Annotated in this window: 12 protein-coding genes and 1 pseudogene; 7 read left to right on the top strand and 6 right to left on the bottom strand. The window is 69.2% G+C overall.

Features of this window, described 5'->3' with window-relative positions:
- A pseudogene (locus FE633_RS17040) lies at nucleotides 1–362 on the bottom strand (hypothetical protein); the annotation flags it as partial.
- A gap of 267 nt (nucleotides 363–629) precedes the next feature.
- Between FE633_RS17040 and FE633_RS17035 the strand changes: the two are divergent.
- The 5 genes from FE633_RS17035 to FE633_RS17015 all read left to right on the top strand — a co-directional run bounded on the left by FE633_RS17035 (nucleotide 630) and on the right by FE633_RS17015 (nucleotide 9,598).
- Nucleotides 630–2,660 carry a thioredoxin domain-containing protein gene (locus FE633_RS17035; RefSeq protein WP_171059980.1) on the top strand — a complete coding sequence of 677 codons (2,031 nt, stop codon included), beginning with the start codon at nucleotides 630–632 and terminating at the stop codon, nucleotides 2,658–2,660.
- 209 nt (nucleotides 2,661–2,869) lie between these two features.
- Complete coding sequence (locus FE633_RS17030; RefSeq protein ID WP_138046001.1) at nucleotides 2,870–4,132, top strand: glycosyltransferase; 1,263 nt, start codon at nucleotides 2,870–2,872, stop codon at nucleotides 4,130–4,132.
- Complete coding sequence (locus tag FE633_RS17025) at nucleotides 4,129–5,856, top strand: ArnT family glycosyltransferase (RefSeq protein ID WP_138046000.1); 1,728 nt, start codon at nucleotides 4,129–4,131, stop codon at nucleotides 5,854–5,856. Before FE633_RS17030 ends, FE633_RS17025 begins: the two co-directional genes overlap by 4 nt.
- Entirely contained in the window at nucleotides 5,853–7,196 is a 1,344-nt protein-coding gene (locus tag FE633_RS17020) for a glycosyltransferase (protein ID WP_138045999.1), read from the top strand. The genes FE633_RS17025 and FE633_RS17020 overlap by 4 nt, the downstream gene beginning before the upstream one ends.
- The gene (locus FE633_RS17015; RefSeq protein WP_138045998.1) at nucleotides 7,193–9,598 is read left to right on the top strand and encodes a galactose oxidase family protein; all 2,406 of its coding nucleotides are present in this window, start codon (nucleotides 7,193–7,195) and stop codon (nucleotides 9,596–9,598) included. The genes FE633_RS17020 and FE633_RS17015 overlap by 4 nt, the downstream gene beginning before the upstream one ends.
- Nucleotides 9,599–9,669: 71 nt before the next feature.
- On the opposite strand, the gene FE633_RS17010 is transcribed toward FE633_RS17015, so the two are convergent.
- The 3 genes from FE633_RS17010 to trhA all read right to left on the bottom strand — a co-directional run bounded on the left by FE633_RS17010 (nucleotide 9,670) and on the right by trhA (nucleotide 11,893).
- Nucleotides 9,670–10,395, bottom strand: a complete 726-nt coding sequence (locus FE633_RS17010; RefSeq protein ID WP_138045997.1) for a Mut7-C RNAse domain-containing protein — start codon at nucleotides 10,393–10,395, stop codon at nucleotides 9,670–9,672.
- A 25-nt stretch (nucleotides 10,396–10,420) separates the two neighbouring features.
- Nucleotides 10,421–11,080 carry a TetR/AcrR family transcriptional regulator gene (locus FE633_RS17005; RefSeq protein ID WP_425473183.1) on the bottom strand — a complete coding sequence of 220 codons (660 nt, stop codon included), beginning with the start codon at nucleotides 11,078–11,080 and terminating at the stop codon, nucleotides 10,421–10,423.
- Between the two features lie 108 nt (nucleotides 11,081–11,188).
- Nucleotides 11,189–11,893 (bottom strand): PAQR family membrane homeostasis protein TrhA, encoded by a 705-nt coding sequence (trhA, locus tag FE633_RS17000; protein WP_138045995.1) that lies wholly within the window; start codon nucleotides 11,891–11,893, stop codon nucleotides 11,189–11,191.
- A 305-nt stretch (nucleotides 11,894–12,198) separates the two neighbouring features.
- Between trhA and FE633_RS16995 the strand changes: the two genes are divergently transcribed.
- On the top strand, nucleotides 12,199–14,022 hold the full coding sequence (locus FE633_RS16995; protein ID WP_138045994.1) for a phosphoenolpyruvate carboxykinase (GTP): 1,824 nt from the start codon (nucleotides 12,199–12,201) through the stop codon (nucleotides 14,020–14,022).
- 511 nt (nucleotides 14,023–14,533) lie between these two features.
- Here the strand turns inward: FE633_RS16995 and FE633_RS16990 are convergent.
- Nucleotides 14,534–14,947 carry an SCO4983 family protein gene (locus FE633_RS16990; protein WP_138045993.1) on the bottom strand — a complete coding sequence of 138 codons (414 nt, stop codon included), beginning with the start codon at nucleotides 14,945–14,947 and terminating at the stop codon, nucleotides 14,534–14,536.
- A 137-nt stretch (nucleotides 14,948–15,084) separates the two neighbouring features.
- A complete protein-coding gene (locus FE633_RS16985; RefSeq protein WP_119102689.1) occupies nucleotides 15,085–16,296 on the bottom strand; it encodes a pyridoxal phosphate-dependent aminotransferase in 1,212 nt (403 codons plus the stop codon).
- A 191-nt stretch (nucleotides 16,297–16,487) separates the two neighbouring features.
- Here FE633_RS16985 and FE633_RS16980 point away from each other — a divergent pair, with 191 nt between their 5' ends.
- A complete protein-coding gene (locus FE633_RS16980; protein WP_138045992.1) occupies nucleotides 16,488–17,159 on the top strand; it encodes a hypothetical protein in 672 nt (223 codons plus the stop codon).
- Nucleotides 17,160–17,278 lie beyond the last annotated feature (119 nt).

The raw sequence follows: 17,278 nt of genomic DNA, 5'->3' as shown, positions 1-17,278 counted from the left end.
GTGGCCGCGGCGCCCGCCACGCCGACGACCGCGCCGGCGCCCACCGCCGTACCGGCGCCGGTGCCCAGCGCCAGGTCGGCCACGCAGGCCGCGACGGCGGCAACGGCCGCGACCACCAGGGGAGTTCCGGCGCCCTCGCGCGCGTACCGCTGCCCGAACGTCAGCCGGCCGGCCTCCGCCTCGTCCAGCGCCTGCGTGTACGCCGCGTACTCCTCCGCGGCGGTCTCCCCCATGGCGTCCAGGGCCCCACGCGCCCGCGACAGCAGTGCGCTCCCGTCGGTTCGCCCACCCGACCGCCGAACCTCCTCCTCCACGGCCCGGGCCAACAGCCGCTCGGCCTCACCCCGATGGCTGTCCCGCATGTCACGTCCCCCTCCGGCAGCAGCAGCTTTTCTTGGTCAAGTGTCCTGCGGATGGCCGGGGAACGCGAGAGAGCCGGAAGCACCCAAGTGACAGTGGATCAGGAGGATTCGGGCTCCTGAAGCGCGCGCCGGTGGCTCGTGCGTTCCAGCCGGCGCGCCACAGCGTCTCGCGTGGGCTGTGGAAGATCGTGGCACGACCAGCCCTCGATTGCGGCTCCTGTCCGTGGCGCATGGGCGGAGTGTCGGGGAGTGCGTAAGGATGGGGGTATGCCCAACCGACTTGCGCAGACCACGTCCCCCTACCTCCTCCAGCACGCCGACAACCCCGTCGACTGGTGGCCCTGGTCGGGAGAGGCATTTGAGGAGGCGCGGCGCCGAGGCGTGCCCGTGCTGCTGAGCGTCGGATATTCGAGTTGTCACTGGTGTCATGTCATGGCTCACGAGTCGTTCGAGGACGAGGCGACGGCCGTGTACATGAACGAGCACTTCGTCAACATCAAGGTCGACCGGGAGGAGCGGCCCGACGTAGACGCTGTCTATATGGAGGCCGTGCAGGCGGCGACCGGGCAGGGCGGCTGGCCGATGACCGTCTTTCTGACGCCCGAGGCCGAGCCCTTCTACTTCGGTACGTATTTCCCGCCTGCGCCGCGGCACGGCATGCCCTCCTTCCGGCAGGTTCTGGAGGGGGTCGGTGCGGCGTGGGAAGGCCGGCGGGACGAGGTCGTCGATGTCGCCGGGAAGATCGTGCGGGATCTGGCGGGGCGGGAGATTCCGTACGGCGATACGCAGGTCCCCGGTGAGGAGGAGCTCGCGCAGGCGCTGCTCGGGCTCACCCGGGAGTACGACGCCCAGCGCGGCGGATTCGGCGGGGCGCCCAAGTTCCCGCCGTCCATGGTGATCGAGTTCCTGCTGCGGCACCACGCCCGGACCGGCTCCGAGGGCGCGTTGCAGATGGCCGCCGACACAGGTGAGCGGATGGCTCGCGGGGGGATCTACGACCAGCTCGGCGGTGGGTTCTCGCGGTACTCCGTCGATCGCGAGTGGGTGGTGCCCCACTTCGAGAAGATGCTCTACGACAATGCACTGCTGTGCCGCGTGTACGCCCACCTGTGGCGGGCCACCGGCTCCGCCTTCGCCCGACGCGTCGCCCTGGAGACCGCCGACTTCATGGTCGGCGAACTCCGCACGAACGAGGGCGGGTTCGCCTCCGCGCTGGACGCCGACAGCGACGACGGGACCGGGAAGCATGTGGAGGGCGCGTACTACGTGTGGACACCCCGGCAGCTCACCGAGGTCCTCGGCGACGCGGACGCCCAACTCGCCGCCTCCTGCTTCGGCGTGACGGACGAAGGCACCTTCGAAGAGGGCGCCTCGGTTCTGCAGCTGCCCCAGCAGGACGACGTGTTCGACGCCGAGCGGATCGGGTCCATCAAGGACCGGCTCCGCGAGGCCCGCGCGCGGCGCCCCGCTCCCGGCCGCGACGACAAGGTGGTCGCCGCCTGGAACGGCCTGGCCATCGCCGCCCTCGCGGAGACCGGTGCGTACTTCGACCGCCCCGACCTCGTCGAGGCCGCGCTCGGCGCCGCTGATCTCCTCGTACGCCTTCACCTGGACGATCACGCCCGGCTCACCCGTACGTCGAAGGACGGCCAGGCCGGTGCCAACGCGGGCGTGCTGGAGGACTACGCGGATGTGGCGGAGGGCTTCCTCGCCCTCGCCTCCGTGACCGGTGAAGGGGTCTGGCTCGAGTTCGCCGGGTTCCTGCTCGACCATGTGCTGACGCAGTTCGTCGACGAGGAGTCGGGTGCCCTGTTCGACACGGCCGCCGACGCGGAGAAGTTGATCCGCCGCCCTCAGGATCCGACCGACAACGCGACGCCCTCCGGCTGGAGTGCGGCCGCCGGTGCTCTGCTGAGCTATGCGGCCCAGACCGGCGCCGAGCCTCATCGCGCCGCAGCGGAACGGGCGTTGGGTGTCGTCAAGGCGCTCGGCCCACGCGCCCCGCGCTTCATCGGCTGGGGGCTCGCGGTCGCCGAGGCGCTGCTCGACGGACCGCGTGAGGTGGCCGTCGTCGGCCCCGAGGGTCACGCGGCCACGACGGAACTCCACCGCACCGCCCTCCTCGCCACCGCCCCCGGCGCGGTCGTCGCGGTGGGAGCGCCCGGCACCGACGAACTCCCGCTGCTGGCCGACCGTCCACTGGTCGAGGGTGAACCGGCCGCGTATGTCTGCCGTAACTTCACATGTGACGCTCCGACCACCGACGTCGAGCGGCTCAAGGAGGCGCTCAGCGGCTGAAAACAGCCTCTGAGCGGCCGAAACTCGGTCCCGCGGCGGTCAAATTACGCATGTGTACGGACACTTCCCACTACTAGGCCGACCGTTCCGAAACAAGCTATTTATCAGGAGAGCACCCGGACTTCACAGTTTCCCCATAGTCTCTGCACCGACGCGACAGGAGTGACTCGCTGTCGCGCAGGGGGTTTTGGGGATCCTGGGGGGATTCTGTGCTCACGTCTGTCTTCATTGCTGCCGTTTCCCTGGCACTTTTCTGGATGGCGGCCTTCACACTGTGGTGGCAGATGCACGCCTGGCGTACGCCCGAGGTGCTGGCTTCCACCCGATTCAGCAGACCGGACGGCGGCGAGGGGCTGTCCTTCTCGCTGCTGCTGCCCGCACGGCACGAACAAGCTGTGCTGGACCACACCATCCAGCGCCTGCTGGAGTCGACCCACGACGACTTCGAGATCATCGTGATCGTCGGTCACGACGACCCGGAGACCACCGAGGTGGCCCGGAGAGCCGAGGCGTGTGATCCACGCGTCCGCGTCGTCGTCGACACCCACGAGAAGAAGAACAAGCCGAAGGCCATGAACACGGCGTTGCCGCACTGCCGCGGCGACGTCGTCGGAGTCTTCGACGCCGAGGACCAGGTCCACCCGGAGCTGCTCGCACACGTCGACCACGCCTTCCGCTCCACCGGCGCGGACGTCGTCCAGGGCGGTGTCCAGCTGATCAACTTCCACTCCAGCTGGTACAGCCTGCGCAACTGCCTGGAGTACTTCTTCTGGTTCCGCTCCCGTCTGCACCTGCACGCGCAGAAGGGGTTCATACCCCTGGGCGGCAACACCGTCTTCGTACGCACCGACGTGCTGCGCGCAGCCGACGGCTGGGACCCCAACTGCCTTGCCGAGGACTGCGACCTGGGCGTCCGGCTGTCCAGCAAGGGCAAGCGGGTCGTCGTCGCGTACGACTCCGACATGGTGACCCGGGAGGAGACCCCCGGCACCCTGATGTCGCTGCTCAAGCAGCGCACCCGGTGGAACCAGGGCTTCCTGCAGGTCTACCGCAAGAAGGACTGGAAGCAGCTGCCGGGCTTCGGGCAGCGGCTGCTGGCCCGCTACACACTGATGACGCCGTTCCTGCAGGCCGTCTCCGGCGTGATCATCCCGCTGAACGTGGCCATCGCGCTCTTCCTCGACGTACCGGTCGGTATCGCCTTCTTCACCTTCCTGCCGGCCGTCACCGCGCTCGTCACCTTTGTCTTCGAGGTCGTCGGACTGCACGACTTCGGCAAGCAGTACGGGCTCCGTGTCCGGCTCGTCCACTATCTCAAGCTCATCGTCGGCGGCCCCTTCTACCAGGTGCTCCTCGCCGGGGCCGCCATCCGCGCCGTGTGGCGCGAGCAACGGGGCCGGAACGACTGGGAGTTGACCAGTCATGTCGGCGCGCATCTCACTGAAGTGACCCGAGAGGACGTTCCTGCGTGACCTCCACCCTTCCCGCGGTGACCACTGAGAAGGTCCCCGCGCAGAGAACTCCTGTCCCTGCGACCCGTTCGACCCCTCGAACACCCCCCTCGCGTCTGCGCACTCCGCGCTCCGACCTCGTCCTGTGCGCCGTGCTCCTGGTGGCGGTCATCACCGTGCAGGGCTGGAACATCGCCGACTATCCGACGCTCAGCGACGACGAGGGCACCTACCTCGCCCAGGCCTGGGCCGTGCAGCAGGGCGAGGGGCTGGCCCACTACACGTACTGGTACGACCACCCGCCGCTCGGCTGGATGCAGATAGCCGTGCTCACCTGGATACCCGCGCTGATCAGTCCCGAGTCGATGACGGTCGGCTCGATGAGGGTCGCGATGCTGCTGGTCAGCGCCGTCAGCGCGGTCCTCGTGTACGTCCTGGCCCGCCGCCTGTCGCTGCCGAGCTGGGCAGCCGGGCTCGCGATGGTGTTCTTCGGGCTCTCGCCGCTGTCGGTGGTCCTGCAGCGCGAGATCTTCCTCGACAACATCGCGGTGATGTGGACGCTGCTGGCGTTCTGCCTCGCCGCCTCGCCGAGCCGGCATCTCTGGCACCACTTCGGGGCGGGCATCGCCGCCGCGGCCGGCGTCCTCACCAAGGAGACGATGCTCGTCGTCCTGCCCGCCCTGTTCGTCACCATGTGGCGGCACAGCCACCGCGACACCCGTAAGTTCGCGCTCACCGGCGCCGTCACGGCCTGCTCGCTGATCGGCCTGTCGTACCCCCTGTTCGCCCTGCTCAAGGGCGAGTTCTTCCCGGGCGCCGGCCATGTCTCCCTCTGGGACGGTCTCAAGTACCAGATGACAAGGCCCGGTTCGGGCTTCATCCTCGATGGGGGGTCCGGCTCGTACGGAGTACTCCACTCCTGGCTCTACTACGACCGCGTGCTGCCCCTCGGGGGCCTCGCCGGTGCGCTACTGCTCCTGGTCACCTGGCGCTGGTCGGTGACCGCGCGGGCACTGGCCGGACCCGCCCTGACCGTGGCCATCCTCGCCGTGGTCGCGCTGCGCCCGAACGGCTATCTGCCCGCCATGTACATCATCCAGGCCCTGCCGTTCCTCGCGCTGGTCCTCGCCGGAGGTGCGGCGAGCGTCGCGCACGCGGTGCTGCGCCGGCGGCGGCACGGCGGCGAGAAGGAGTACGTCACGAGGGCGCGATACGCGGTCGCGGCCCTGCTCGTCGCGGCCTCGGCGGCGTATGTCGCGCCGCGCTGGTACGACGGCGCCCGCACCGCCGTCACCACCGACGCCAACGCGCCCTACCAGGCCGCGGCCACATGGCTGGCCACCGAGGTCGACCGCCCCGAGGACGCCCGCGTTCTCGTCGACGACGCGCTCTGGCTCGACCTCGTGCACTCCGGCTACCGGCCCGGCCTCGGCGCCATCTGGTTCTACAAGGCGGACCTCGACCCCGCCGTGACGAAGACGATGCCGCGCGGCTGGCGCGACCTCGACTACGTCGTCGCCTCCCCGACGGTGCGCCGCGACGCGGTCGACCTGCCCAACGTCAAGGAGGCGATGGAGCATTCGACGCCGGTCGCCACCTTCGGCAAGGGCGCCGACCGGATCGAGATCCGGCAGATCAGGGGATCCACGGCAGACACCGACGGCACGGCAGACACCGACAGCACAGCAGACACCGACAGCACGGCAGGCACCGACAGCACGGGAAGCTCCGGAGGCGACCGATGAACTTCGAAAGCACGGTCCCCGAAGAACTCGGCGATCCGGCCCTACGTGCTGTCGACCTCCCCGAGCCCGCAGCCGTCACCATCGTCGTGCCGACCTTCAACGAGTCGGCGAACATACGGGAGTTGCTGTACCAGATCACGGAGTCGGTGCCCGCGCGGCTGCCCTGTGAGGTCATGTTCGTCGACGACTCCACCGACGACACCCCCGAGGTGATCCGGCAGGCCGCGCAGGACTGCCCGTTCCCGGTCACCGTGCTGCACCGCGACACCCCGGACGGCGGGCTCGGCGGGGCCGTCGTCGAGGGCATCAGGGCCGCGACCTGCGACTGGATCGTCGTCATGGACGGCGATCTGCAGCATCCGCCGTCCCTGGTGCCGGAGTTGGTGGCCGCCGGAGAGCGCACGCCCGCCGGGCTCGTCGTGGCCTCCCGCTACACCAAGGGCGGCAGCCGCGCGGGCCTCGCGGGCGGTTACCGCGTCGCCGTGTCGCGCGGCGCGACCTGGCTGACCAAGTCGCTGTTCCCGCGCCGGCTGCGCGGCATCAGCGATCCGATGAGCGGCTTCTTCGCGATCCGCCGCAGTGTGGTCACCGCGGACGCGCTGAAGCCGCTCGGCTACAAGATCCTGCTCGAAATGGCCGTCCGCGGGCGCCCGCGCGAAGTCACCGAGGTGCCCTTCGTCTTCCAGAACCGGTTCGCGGGCGAGTCCAAGTCGACCGCGCAGGAGGGGATGCGGTTCCTGCGCCACCTCGCCGGGCTGCGCACCGCGTCACCCATGGCGCGGATGGTGGTCTTCGGACTGATCGGCGCGACCGGGTTCCTGCCGAACCTCGCCGCGCTGTGGGCCCTGACATCCGCCGGGCTGCACTATCTGCCGGCCGAGATCATCGCCAACCAGTTCGGTGTCGCCTGGAACTTCTGGCTCATCGAGCACCTGTGCTTCCGGGACCGCCGGCAGCACCGGCACTGGTGGGACCGCGTCAGCCGGTTCGCGCTGCTGGCCAACGCCGACCTCGTGCTGCGCATCCCGCTCATCGCGCTGCTCGTGGGGCGGTTCGGGATGACCGCCTTCACCGCCACCGCCCTGGCGCTGGTCACGACGTTCGTACTGCGGTTCGTCGGGACAGAGGCGCTGGTCTATCTGCCACGGAAGGCACGTGCGTCACGTAAGTCAGGCCTGTCACCCGCGCCGCATGAGGCACATACGCATGAGGGACACAAGCCTCATGAGTCACATATGCCGCAGGAGGCTCGTACGCCGCATGAGGTGCGGGCGACACGGGACGCACATCCCGGCCGTGGCCAGCTCAGCAGGAGCCGTAGAGCAAGGAGAACCGTGTGAAACCGAGACGGAGAACAACCCTGCTGGCCGTGGGAGCTCTCACCGCCGGCCTGCTGCTCGCCGCACCCCAGTCCGCCTCCGCCGCCAACCTCGTGAAGAACCCCGGCTTCGAGACGGCCGGTACGGACGACATGCCCTACTGCTGGAAGAAGTCCGGCTGGGGCGACAACGACTTCACCTTCTCCACCGTCGCCGACGCCCACTCCGGCTCCAAGGCCATGAAGGTCGAGCTGACCCGCCGCGTCGACGGCGACCGCAAGGCGCTGATCACCGAGTCCGCCGAGTGCGCGCCGCCGGTCACGGCGGGCAAGCAGTACGACCTCGCGCTCTGGTACAAGTCGACGACCCCGGACACCTCGCTCACCCTCTTCCGGCACGACACGACCGCGGGCTGGCAGTACTGGACCGACCTCAAGACGCTGCCGATCAGCGGGAGCTGGGCCCGGGCCGAGGTCCGCACCCCCGAGGTGCCCGCTGGCACGGACCGCATCAGCTGGGGCGTCTCCGTCTACGGCACCGGCTCCGTCACGACCGACGACTACACGATGGACCAGGTCGCCGACCCGACACCCGACCCGGTGTGCACGGGCACGGCCGAGGAGTGCGCCAACGGCAGATGGGACGTGCTGCCCACGAAGAACCCCGTCCGCTCGATGCACTCCGTCGTCCTCAACAACGGCAAGGTGCTGCTGATCGCGGGCTCCGGCAACAGCGAGGAGTTGTTCAAGGCGGGCACGTTCACCTCGGCGGTCTACGACCCGTCGAAGGGGACGTACAAGCAGATCCCCACGCCCAAGGACATGTTCTGCGCGGGACATGTGCAACTGCAGGACGGGCGTGTGCTCGTGATGAGCGGCAACAAGGGCTATCCGTCCGCGGACGGCAGGGTCGGCTACCAGGGCTACAAGGACTCGTACATCTTCGACCCGGTCACCGAGACGTACAGCAAGACCAACGACATGAACGACGGCCACTGGTACCCGTCGGCGACGGTCCTCGGCAACGGTGACGTGATCTCCTTCGGCGGCCTGAAGGAGGACTCGACGGGTTCGGTGACAGCCGAGCGGTGGTCCGACGCGCAGCAGAAGTGGCTGCCGCTGTGGCAGGTCAACCAGACCTGGTCGTACTGGGGCCTGTACCCGTCGATGATCCTGATGCAGGACGGCCGCCTCTTCTACTCGGGCAGCCACGTCTTCGGCAACAACATCCCGGGCACGGGCTCGGCGATCTACGACTACGACGCGAACACGACCACACAGGTCCCCGGCCTCCAGAACAAGGACGAACGCGACCAGTCGGCGAGCGTGCTGCTGCCGCCCGCCCAAGACCAGAAGGTCCTGACGATCGGCGGCGGCAACATCGAGTCGAACCCGGACGGGAACCGGCTGACGGACATCATCGACCTGAAGGCGACCAGTCCCTCGTACGTCGCCGGGCCGCCGCTCCCGCAGGGCACGGTCGACCTGGGCAACGGCCGGGTGGCCGAGACGGGCAACCAGGGCAAGATGTACGTCTCCGCCGTGCTGCTGCCGGACGGGAAGGTGCTGGAGACGGGCGGCGCCCTGCACAACCGCGCCAACCCGGTCTTCGAGTCGTCGATCTTCGACCCGGCGACGGAGACCTTCGACCCGGTGGCCGCCGACCCGGAGGCGCGCGGCTACCACTCGTCCGCGTTCCTGCTCCCCGACGGCCGCGTGATGGCGACCGGCGACAACCCGGGCAACGGCTCCTGGAACCACAACGTGTCCATCTACACGCCGCCGTACCTGCTCAAGGGCGCCCGCCCGAAGATCACGTCGGTGATCGACAAGGAGTGGACGTACGGGGACACGCAGCGGATCACGGTCGACCGCCCCGTCGCGAAGGCGCAGCTGATCCGCCCCGCGGCCGTGACGCACTCCTCGGACCCGAACCAGCGGTTCGTGGACCTGCCGCTCTCGGTGGACGGCGACAACATCGACCTGAACGTGACGAGCAACCCGAACCTCGCCCCGCCCGGCTGGTACATGCTCTTCGCGGTCGACGCGAACGGCGTGCCGTCGGTCGCCGAGTGGGTGCACCTCCAGGGTCCGTCCGCACTGGCCGCCTCCGAGACCGCCTCGGCGCACGTCCACTCCTTCGCCGACTCGCTCGACGGAGCCGTCCAGCAGCCCGGCAAGAAGCGCACATCGGCGAAGGTGAGCCCGACGATCGCCGGCTGTGACCGGCACTACGGCACGGCCAACGTCTGCGTCCCGACGGCGTTCCCGGCCGAGGTGAAGCAGACGACCGCCGCCCGCTGCACCTGGCTGAAGGAGAACGACTACGGCCGTCTGAAGGTCAACGGCAAGGACGATCCGCTGCGCCTGGACCGCAACAAGGACGGCGTGGCGTGCGGGAAGGCGGACATACGCAGGCGCTAAGCGACCGGAGCTCTCGCTCCTGGGAGCCCTCTCGCGCCTAGGAGCCTCTCGCCCCAGGAGCCCTCCCGCTCCTAGGAGCCGAACTCCGTGAGGGCGCGTGCCACGATGGCCTGCAGGCGGTCGTGGTGCGCGCCCCGCCAGTACACGCGCCCGCACTCCTCGCACTGCGCGAAGACGTCGTACGAGCGCTGGGTACCGCCTTCGAGCCGGCCCGCGACCTCGTCCTTGGCGGCCTCCTTGAGCATGCCGTTGCAGGCCGTGCAGCGGGTCCAGGGCCGCAGCTCGGGCTCGAACCGGCCCAGTACGTCCCGGAGTTGGTCGTCGGGCTGCGTGCTGTAGACGAACGCGCCCGCCCACAGTTCGCGGCGGCGCAGCAGACCGCGGTCGCGGCTGAGCATCACCCGCCGCTCGGCCGCCGACCGCGCGGCGAGGGCCGGGTCGCCGATGTCCGTGGACTCGTACGCGGCGTCCACGCCCAGCAGGCGCAGCCGGCGGGCGAGCGTGCCGAGGTGGACGTCGAGGAGGAAGCGCAGCGGCGCGCCCGGCACCCGCTGCGGGCGCTCGACGGCCCGTACCCGGACGGTCTGTCCCGCCGCCGGGACGTGCGACGCGGGCACCTCACGGCCGTCCACGACGAGCCCGCCGACCTCCGTGAGCGGCACGCCCAGCGACTCCACGACATGGCCGAGCGTGGAGACGCCGTCGGTGACGACCTTCGTCGCCTTCGCGCGTCGCCCCTGCGGGACGAACAGCGCCGGCTCGCGGTCGAACTCGACGAGGATCTCTGGACCGTTCACCAAGTCAGGATGTCATGCGGGCTGTTCAGGAGCCCGCGGGTTTTCCCGGCGTGAGGCCGTGCTCCACCACGTCGAGGGTGCGCTCGACGAGGTCCGCGAGGTTGTCCCGGTGGTCGTTCTCGGCCCAGTGGATGGACGCCTCCATCATCGCGCCGACGACGCCCATGCAGTACGCGCGGACCTCGAGGTCATCGGGAGCGCGCCCGGTGCGTTCCGCCACGATCCCGCACATCATCCGGCCCGTGACGGACATGCTCTCCCTCGCGCGGGAGCGGACCGCGGGCACCTCGGCCATCAGCCGCGAGCGCAGCCTCTGCTCCTCGGGGGACTCGAACTCGCCCGACATGGCCTGCTCGACGGCGTCGCGGATCACGTGCCGCAGCGATATCGTCAGCGGCTCGTCCGCGGGCCGCGCCCGCAGCGCGGCCTCCATCAGCGGGTCGTACTCGTCCGTGAGGACGATGTCCTCCTTGGTCGGGAAGTACCGGAACACGGTGGAGGGGGAGACCTCGGCCGCCTCCGCGATCTGCTCGATGGTCGTCGCGTCGTACCCCTGCTCCATGATCAGCCGGTAGGTCGCCCTGCGGATCGCGGCCCGGGTCTTGATCTTCTTCCGCTCGCGAAGCCCCAGGTGAGCCGTGGCAGCGGAGGTCGAGCTGTGTGCGATGGCGGCCATGGTGGTCATTGTCGGCCATCAGCGGGGACGAGGCCATGCAGCCTCATCAAAAGTGGCAGTAGCTATCAAAAGATCGCTACTGCCACTTCTGGTGCACCGCGCTCGCGGTCGCCCGGGCTAGTAGGCCACGAGCGAGATGCACACGTAGTGCGCGATGAACGCCGCGAGCGTGAAGGAGTGGAAGACCTCGTGGAAGCCGAACCATCGCGGTGAGGGGTTGGGGCGCTTGATCCCGTAGATCACGCCGCCCGCGCTGTAGAGGAGGCCGCCCACGATCACGAGCACGAGGACGGCGATGCCGCCCGCCCGCATGAAATCGGGCAGGAAGAAGACGGCCGCCCAGCCCATCGCGATGTAGCAGGGCGTGTAGAGCCAGCGCGGGGCGCCGATCCAGAAGACCCGGAAGGCTATGCCCGCGCCCGCCGCGACCCAGATGCCCCACAGCAGCCACTGCCGCTTGGCCTCCGGGAGGAGCAGCATCGTCAGCGGCGTGTACGTGCCCGCGATGATCAGGAAGATGTTCGCGTGGTCGAGTCTGCGCAGTACTCCGTCCATGCGCGGACTCCAGTCGCCCCGGTGGTAGAGCGCGCTGACGCCGAAGAGAAGGCAGGCCGTGAGGACGTAGATCCCGCAGGCGATGCGGCCGCGGGGTGAGTCGGCGAGCGCGGTCAGGACGATTCCGGAGACGAGTACGGCCGGGAACATGCCGGCATGCAGCCAGCCGCGGAGTTTGGGCTTGACCGGGTGCGGCAGGGAGAGCGCGGAGGAGACGCGGTCGGCGACCGGCGGGTCCTTGGGCGCGTCGGAGGCGGACGCAGTCATGCGGGGCATCGTACCTACGGAACCGTAAGTTACGTGTCAGTACGACCGTATGAATGCCGCCAAGTGGCCAGGGTCTCACGGGTGATGGGTGGACGGGAACGCCCTGTGCGTGAGAAATGGCCGAGAGTGAGTGGTGATGGTCACGCCGCTCAGTTGTGAGGCGCTCTGGACATATGCGCGAACCCGTCGGATGATCAAATGAGTGCCGTTGGCACCGGATGAGCGCCAAGTGATCGATGCGCAAAGCGTCCGGGTCACAGCCCCCACGGGGCGATCAATACAAAATCCCTCATCTAGGAGCAATCGTGGCGCCTGACATCGCGGCTCCCTCCGCTGTTCCCACCAAACATCAGGACCTGGTCTCGTGGGTCAACGAGATCGCAGCACTGACGCAACCGGACAGCGTGGTCTGGTGTGACGGCTCAGAGGCCGAATACGAGCGCCTGAGCGAGGAGCTCGTCCGCAAGGGCACCTTCAGGAAGCTCGACCCGATCAAGCGCCCCAACTCGTACTACGCGGCATCCGACCCGACCGATGTCGCCCGGGTCGAGGACCGCACCTTCATCTGCTCCGAGAAGGAAGAGGACGCGGGCCCCACGAACCACTGGAAGGACCCCGCCGAGATGCGGGAGATCTTCGCCGGTGAGCAGGGCGTCTTCCGCGGCTCGATGCGCGGCCGGACCATGTACGTCGTGCCGTTCTGCATGGGCCCCCTCGGCTCGGAGCTGTCGGCGATCGGCGTCGAGATAACCGACTCCGCGTACGTCGCCGTGTCCATGCGCACGATGACGCGGATGGGCCAGGCGGTCCTGGACGAGCTCGGCACCGACGGCTTCTTCGTGAAGGCCGTCCACTCGCTGGGCGCCCCGCTCGCCGAGGGCGAGGCCGACGTCCCGTGGCCCTGCAACTCCACCAAGTACATCTCGCACTTCCCCGAGTCCCGCGAGATCTGGTCGTACGGCTCCGGCTACGGCGGAAACGCGCTGCTCGGCAAGAAGTGCTACGCCCTGCGCATCGCGTCCGTGATGGCGCGCGACGAGGGCTGGCTGGCCGAGCACATGCTGGTCCTCAAGCTGACGCCGCCGCAGGGAGAGTCGAAGTACGTCGCCGCCGCCTTCCCGAGCGCCTGCGGCAAGACGAACCTCGCCATGCTGGAGCCCACGGTTCGTGGCTGGACGGTCGAGACGATCGGTGACGACATCGCGTGGATGCGGTTCGGCGAGGACGGCCGGCTGTACGCGATCAACCCCGAGGCCGGCTTCTTCGGCGTCGCGCCCGGCACCGGTGAGCACACCAACGCCAACGCGATGAAGACGCTGTGGGGCAACTCCGTCTTCACGAACGTCGCGCTCACCGACGACAACGACATCTGGTGGGAGGGCATGACCGAGGAGACGCCCGCCCACCTCACCGACTGGAAGGGCAACGACTGGACGCCGGAGTCCGGGACCCCGGCCGCCCACCCGAACGCCCGCTTCACCGTCCCGGCGTCCCAGTGCCCGATCATCGCGCCCGAGTGGGAGGACCCGAGGGGCGTGCCGATCTCGGCGATCCTCTTCGGCGGCCGCCGGGCCACGGCCGTCCCGCTGGTGACGGAGTCCTTCGACTGGAACCACGGCGTCTTCCTCGGCGCGAACGTCGCTTCGGAGAAGACCGCCGCGGCCGAGGGCAAGGTCGGCGAACTGCGTCGCGACCCCTTCGCCATGCTGCCGTTCTGCGGCTACAACATGGGCGACTACATGGGCCACTGGATCGATGTCGCCAAGGACAAGGACCAGGCCAAGCTCCCGAAGATCTACTACGTGAACTGGTTCCGCAAGAACGACGCGGGCAAGTTCGTGTGGCCGGGCTTCGGCGAGAACAGCCGTGTCCTGAAGTGGATCGTGGACCGGCTGGACGGAAAGGCGGAGGGCGTCGAGACGCCGATCGGCATCCTGCCGACCAAGGACGCGCTCGACACCGAGGGTCTCGACCTCTCCGAGCCCGAGCTGGACTTCCTGCTCACCGTCGACAAGGAGGTGTGGCGCGAGGAGGCCGCGCTCGTGCCCGAGCACCTCAACACGTTCGGTGACCACACGCCCACGGAGCTGTGGGACGAGTACCGCGCCCTGGTCAAGCGCCTGGACTGACGGCCGGGACGGCCGCCCGCGAGGGTGGTGTCGGCGAACCTCATGACAGGGCCGGGGCCCCGCACAACGGTGTGCGGGGCCCCGGCCCTGTCAGCTGTTCTGTCCGTGCCTCATGCCCGAATCCGGCGGTCCCGCCCTTCCCGGACTTCGGCGGCGCGCTCACCCACAGCCCCGCCCCGGCCAGGCCCTGAGGCGGGGTCCCTTTCCGAGGGGTTGTTTCGCCCCCGCCGCCCCTACCCTCCCCCAGCTACCGCTGGGAGGTGCCCCCAGAGGGGCTGACATACCCAGCCCGTCCGGCGTTTGAGGACGAGGCCGTTCAGGCCGACGGGGGTCTGGGGGCGGAGCCCCCAGGTACGGGATGGGACGGGTAAGGGCGGCGGGGGCGAAGAAACCGGGCATGACCAGGGGCGTCGCCATCGACTGGTCAAAGCGAACGCAGTGCTGTGGCGCCCGGTCCGCGTGACGCTGCGGGTGCGCGCGGACCGGGGCCGATCGGGGGAGCCCGGAGGCCTCAGTGGGACGTGAGGGCCTGGGGCTCGGCGGCAGCCGCGTGGGCGTCCATGCGTTCGGCGGAGAGGATCGCGGCCGCGGTGTCCGCGCGGGACGCCGCCACGACGAGGGCGCGTCCGGCGAGAGTGTGTGCGCGCTGGTGGAGAGCCGCGACGCGCGGCTCGTCGTCGGCGGCCCCCGACGCATGGACCGGCGGACGTCCACCCCGAAGCCGGGCCACCTGCTCGGCCAGCCGCTCCGCGGCGACCTCGAGGTCGGCGGACGGCGCGAGGCCGCGCAGTTCGTCCGTCACCGTGAGCAGCGCCGCGAGATGACCGGCGAGCTGGATGTCCAGCTCTTCCTCGCGCGACCGGTGGGGAAAGTCGGCGGTGCCGGCCATCGTGTGGACCGACTTGGCACGGATCGGTTCGTACATGGGGACGGCCTCCTGTGCTCTGACAGGAAGCCATCCTAGCTTGGATTTCGTCTAAAGTTGAGCCGGTTCGCAGAAGTGACCCCATTGGCCACACAAAGTGATGGCCCGAGCGGGGACGGAGAGGCCGAGCGGCGGCGTCACGGCTGGCTGTATCCGTCCAGGAAGTTCCCTATGCGCGTCACCGCGTCCGTCAGATCCCTTGCCGTGGGCAGCGTGACCACCCGGAAGTGATCGGGCTCGGGCCAGTTGAACCCCGATCCCTGCACCACCATGATCTTCTCGGCCCGCAGGAGGTCCAGCACCATCTGCCGGTCGTCCTTCACCTTGAAGACCTTCGGGTCGAGCCGCGGGAAGAGATAGAGCGCTCCCTTCGGCTTCACACACGTCACACCCGGGATCTGCGTGAGCAACTGGTGCGCCACGTCCCGCTGCTCGCGCAGTCGGCCGCCGGGCAGTACGAGATCGTTGATCGTCTGGCGGCCACTCAGCGCCGCCACCACACCGTGCTGACCGGGCATGTTCGCGCACAGCCGCATGTTCGCCAGGATCGTCAGTCCCTCGATGTACGAGTCGGCGTGCGCCCGCGGCCCGGAGATCGCCATCCAGCCCACCCGGTAGCCGGCAACGCGGTACGCCTTGGACATCCCGTTGAAGGTGAGCGTGAGCAGATCCGGGGCGATCTTGGCGGTCGCGGTGTGCGTGGCGTCGTCGTACAGGATCTTGTCGTAGATCTCGTCGGAGCAGACGAGCAGGTTGTGGCGGCGCGCGATGTCCGTCAGGCCCCGCAGCATCGCCTCGTCGTACACCGCGCCCGTCGGGTTGTTCGGGTTGATGATGACGAGCGCCTTGGTGCGGTCGGTGACTTTCCGCTCGACGTCGGCGAGGTCGGGCATCCAGTCGGACTGCTCGTCGCAGCGGTAGTGGACGGCCGTACCGCCGGAGAGGGAGACGGCCGCGGTCCACAGGGGGTAGTCGGGCGCCGGTACGAGGACCTCGTCACCGTCGTCCAGCAGGCCCTGCATGGCCATCACGATCAGCTCGGAGACGCCGTTGCCGATGAAGACGTGCTCGACGTCCGTCTCGATGCCGAGCGTCTGGTTGTGCATGACGACGGCCCGGCGCGCCGCGAGCAGGCCCTTCGCGTCCCCGTACCCGTGCGCGGACGAGACGTTGCGGAGGACGTCCTCCAGGATCTCGGGCGGGCACTCGAACCCGAACGCCGCGGGGTTTCCGGTATTCAGCTTGAGAATGCGATGCCCTGCTGCCTCAAGCCGCATCGCCTCCTCGAGCACCGGGCCCCGGATCTCGTAACAGACGTTGGCGAGCTTGGTCGACTGGATCACCTGCATGTCCGCGAGCTTACGGCCGCGTAACGCTTCATGGGGCGTGTTCTCCACCACGTGAGACGTGGTGCTTTGGGTGGCTTTGACTCTCGACTGCACCACAGGCCCCTTCTTTCTCTACAATGCCGCGCCATGTCCCGGACCCTCAGTGCGGCAGCGGCGCCTCCCACGCTAATGCCACGAAGAACCCAAAGGGCGTGTACGACGTGAATGGCGCATACCGGGAGAACGGTGAAGGCCGCGACACGCCGCGTGTGTACCACCCGTACGGCGACACGGCTCCGCCGTACGACGAGTACGCGGACCCGGCGGCGGCGCACGGCTGGCAGAACGCGTACGACGACACGGTCCGCATCGAGTTCGGGGAGGACCCGGCCGCTGCGGGGCCCTACCCGAAGCCGGCGGCTGCGGGTCTCCCCGACGAGGAGGGGCGTCACGAGCGGCTGATGCGCCGCCGCCGCGTCCGGCTGCGGAGGCGCGGAGCCGTGGCGGCCGGTGTGGCCTGCGTCGGGCTCTGCGTCGTCGTGATCACCGGCCTCTTCGGGTCCGAGAGCTCCGGCGACGGGGACCGGAAGAACGCGCCGGACGCCCAGCAATCCTCCTCCGCCACGGACCGGCCCGACTCGACCGCCTCGGCGTCCGGCGACCCGTCCGGAGCGTCGCGCGAGGCAGCGTCCGGGGCGCCGGCCCGGGCCTCGGCGAGCCCGTCGCCGAGCACCTCCCGCACCGATGGGTCCGGCGGGTCCGAGGACGACTCCGGCAAACCCGCGAAGGACACGCCGTCGCCCACGGCCACCACCACGAGCGAACCCGGCAGGGGAAACGGCAATCCCGGTCGGGGCCAGGGGGCCACCAAAGGCCCCAAGTAGCGAGCCGTGTCCGGAAGTACGGCGGAAGTACGGCGGAAGTACGGCGGAAGTACGGCGCAAAACTTGCTCAAATCAGCGGCTTGATTCAACTCCTTGCTCACCAGTCACTCGCACCCCAG

Source organism: Streptomyces montanus (assembly GCF_005786655.1).
Classification (GTDB): domain Bacteria; phylum Actinomycetota; class Actinomycetes; order Streptomycetales; family Streptomycetaceae; genus Streptomyces; species Streptomyces sporangiiformans.
Note: the sequence above shows the minus strand (reverse complement) of the source record. Positions and strands in the feature narration are given on the sequence as shown.

What these genes read in the sequence shown, in the direction of transcription:
- FE633_RS16990 (WP_138045993.1), bottom strand. Translation starts at nt 14,947, where the DNA reads ATGTACGAACCGATCCGTGCCAAGTCGGTCCACACGATGGCCGGCACC.
- FE633_RS17005 (WP_425473183.1), bottom strand. Translation starts at nt 11,080, where the DNA reads ATGACCACCATGGCCGCCATCGCACACAGCTCGACCTCCGCTGCCACG.
- trhA (WP_138045995.1), bottom strand. Translation starts at nt 11,893, where the DNA reads ATGACTGCGTCCGCCTCCGACGCGCCCAAGGACCCGCCGGTCGCCGAC.
- FE633_RS16985 (WP_119102689.1), bottom strand. Translation starts at nt 16,296, where the DNA reads ATGCAGGTGATCCAGTCGACCAAGCTCGCCAACGTCTGTTACGAGATC.
- FE633_RS17020 (WP_138045999.1), top strand. Translation starts at nt 5,853, where the DNA reads ATGAACTTCGAAAGCACGGTCCCCGAAGAACTCGGCGATCCGGCCCTA.
- FE633_RS17035 (WP_171059980.1), top strand. Translation starts at nt 630, where the DNA reads ATGCCCAACCGACTTGCGCAGACCACGTCCCCCTACCTCCTCCAGCAC.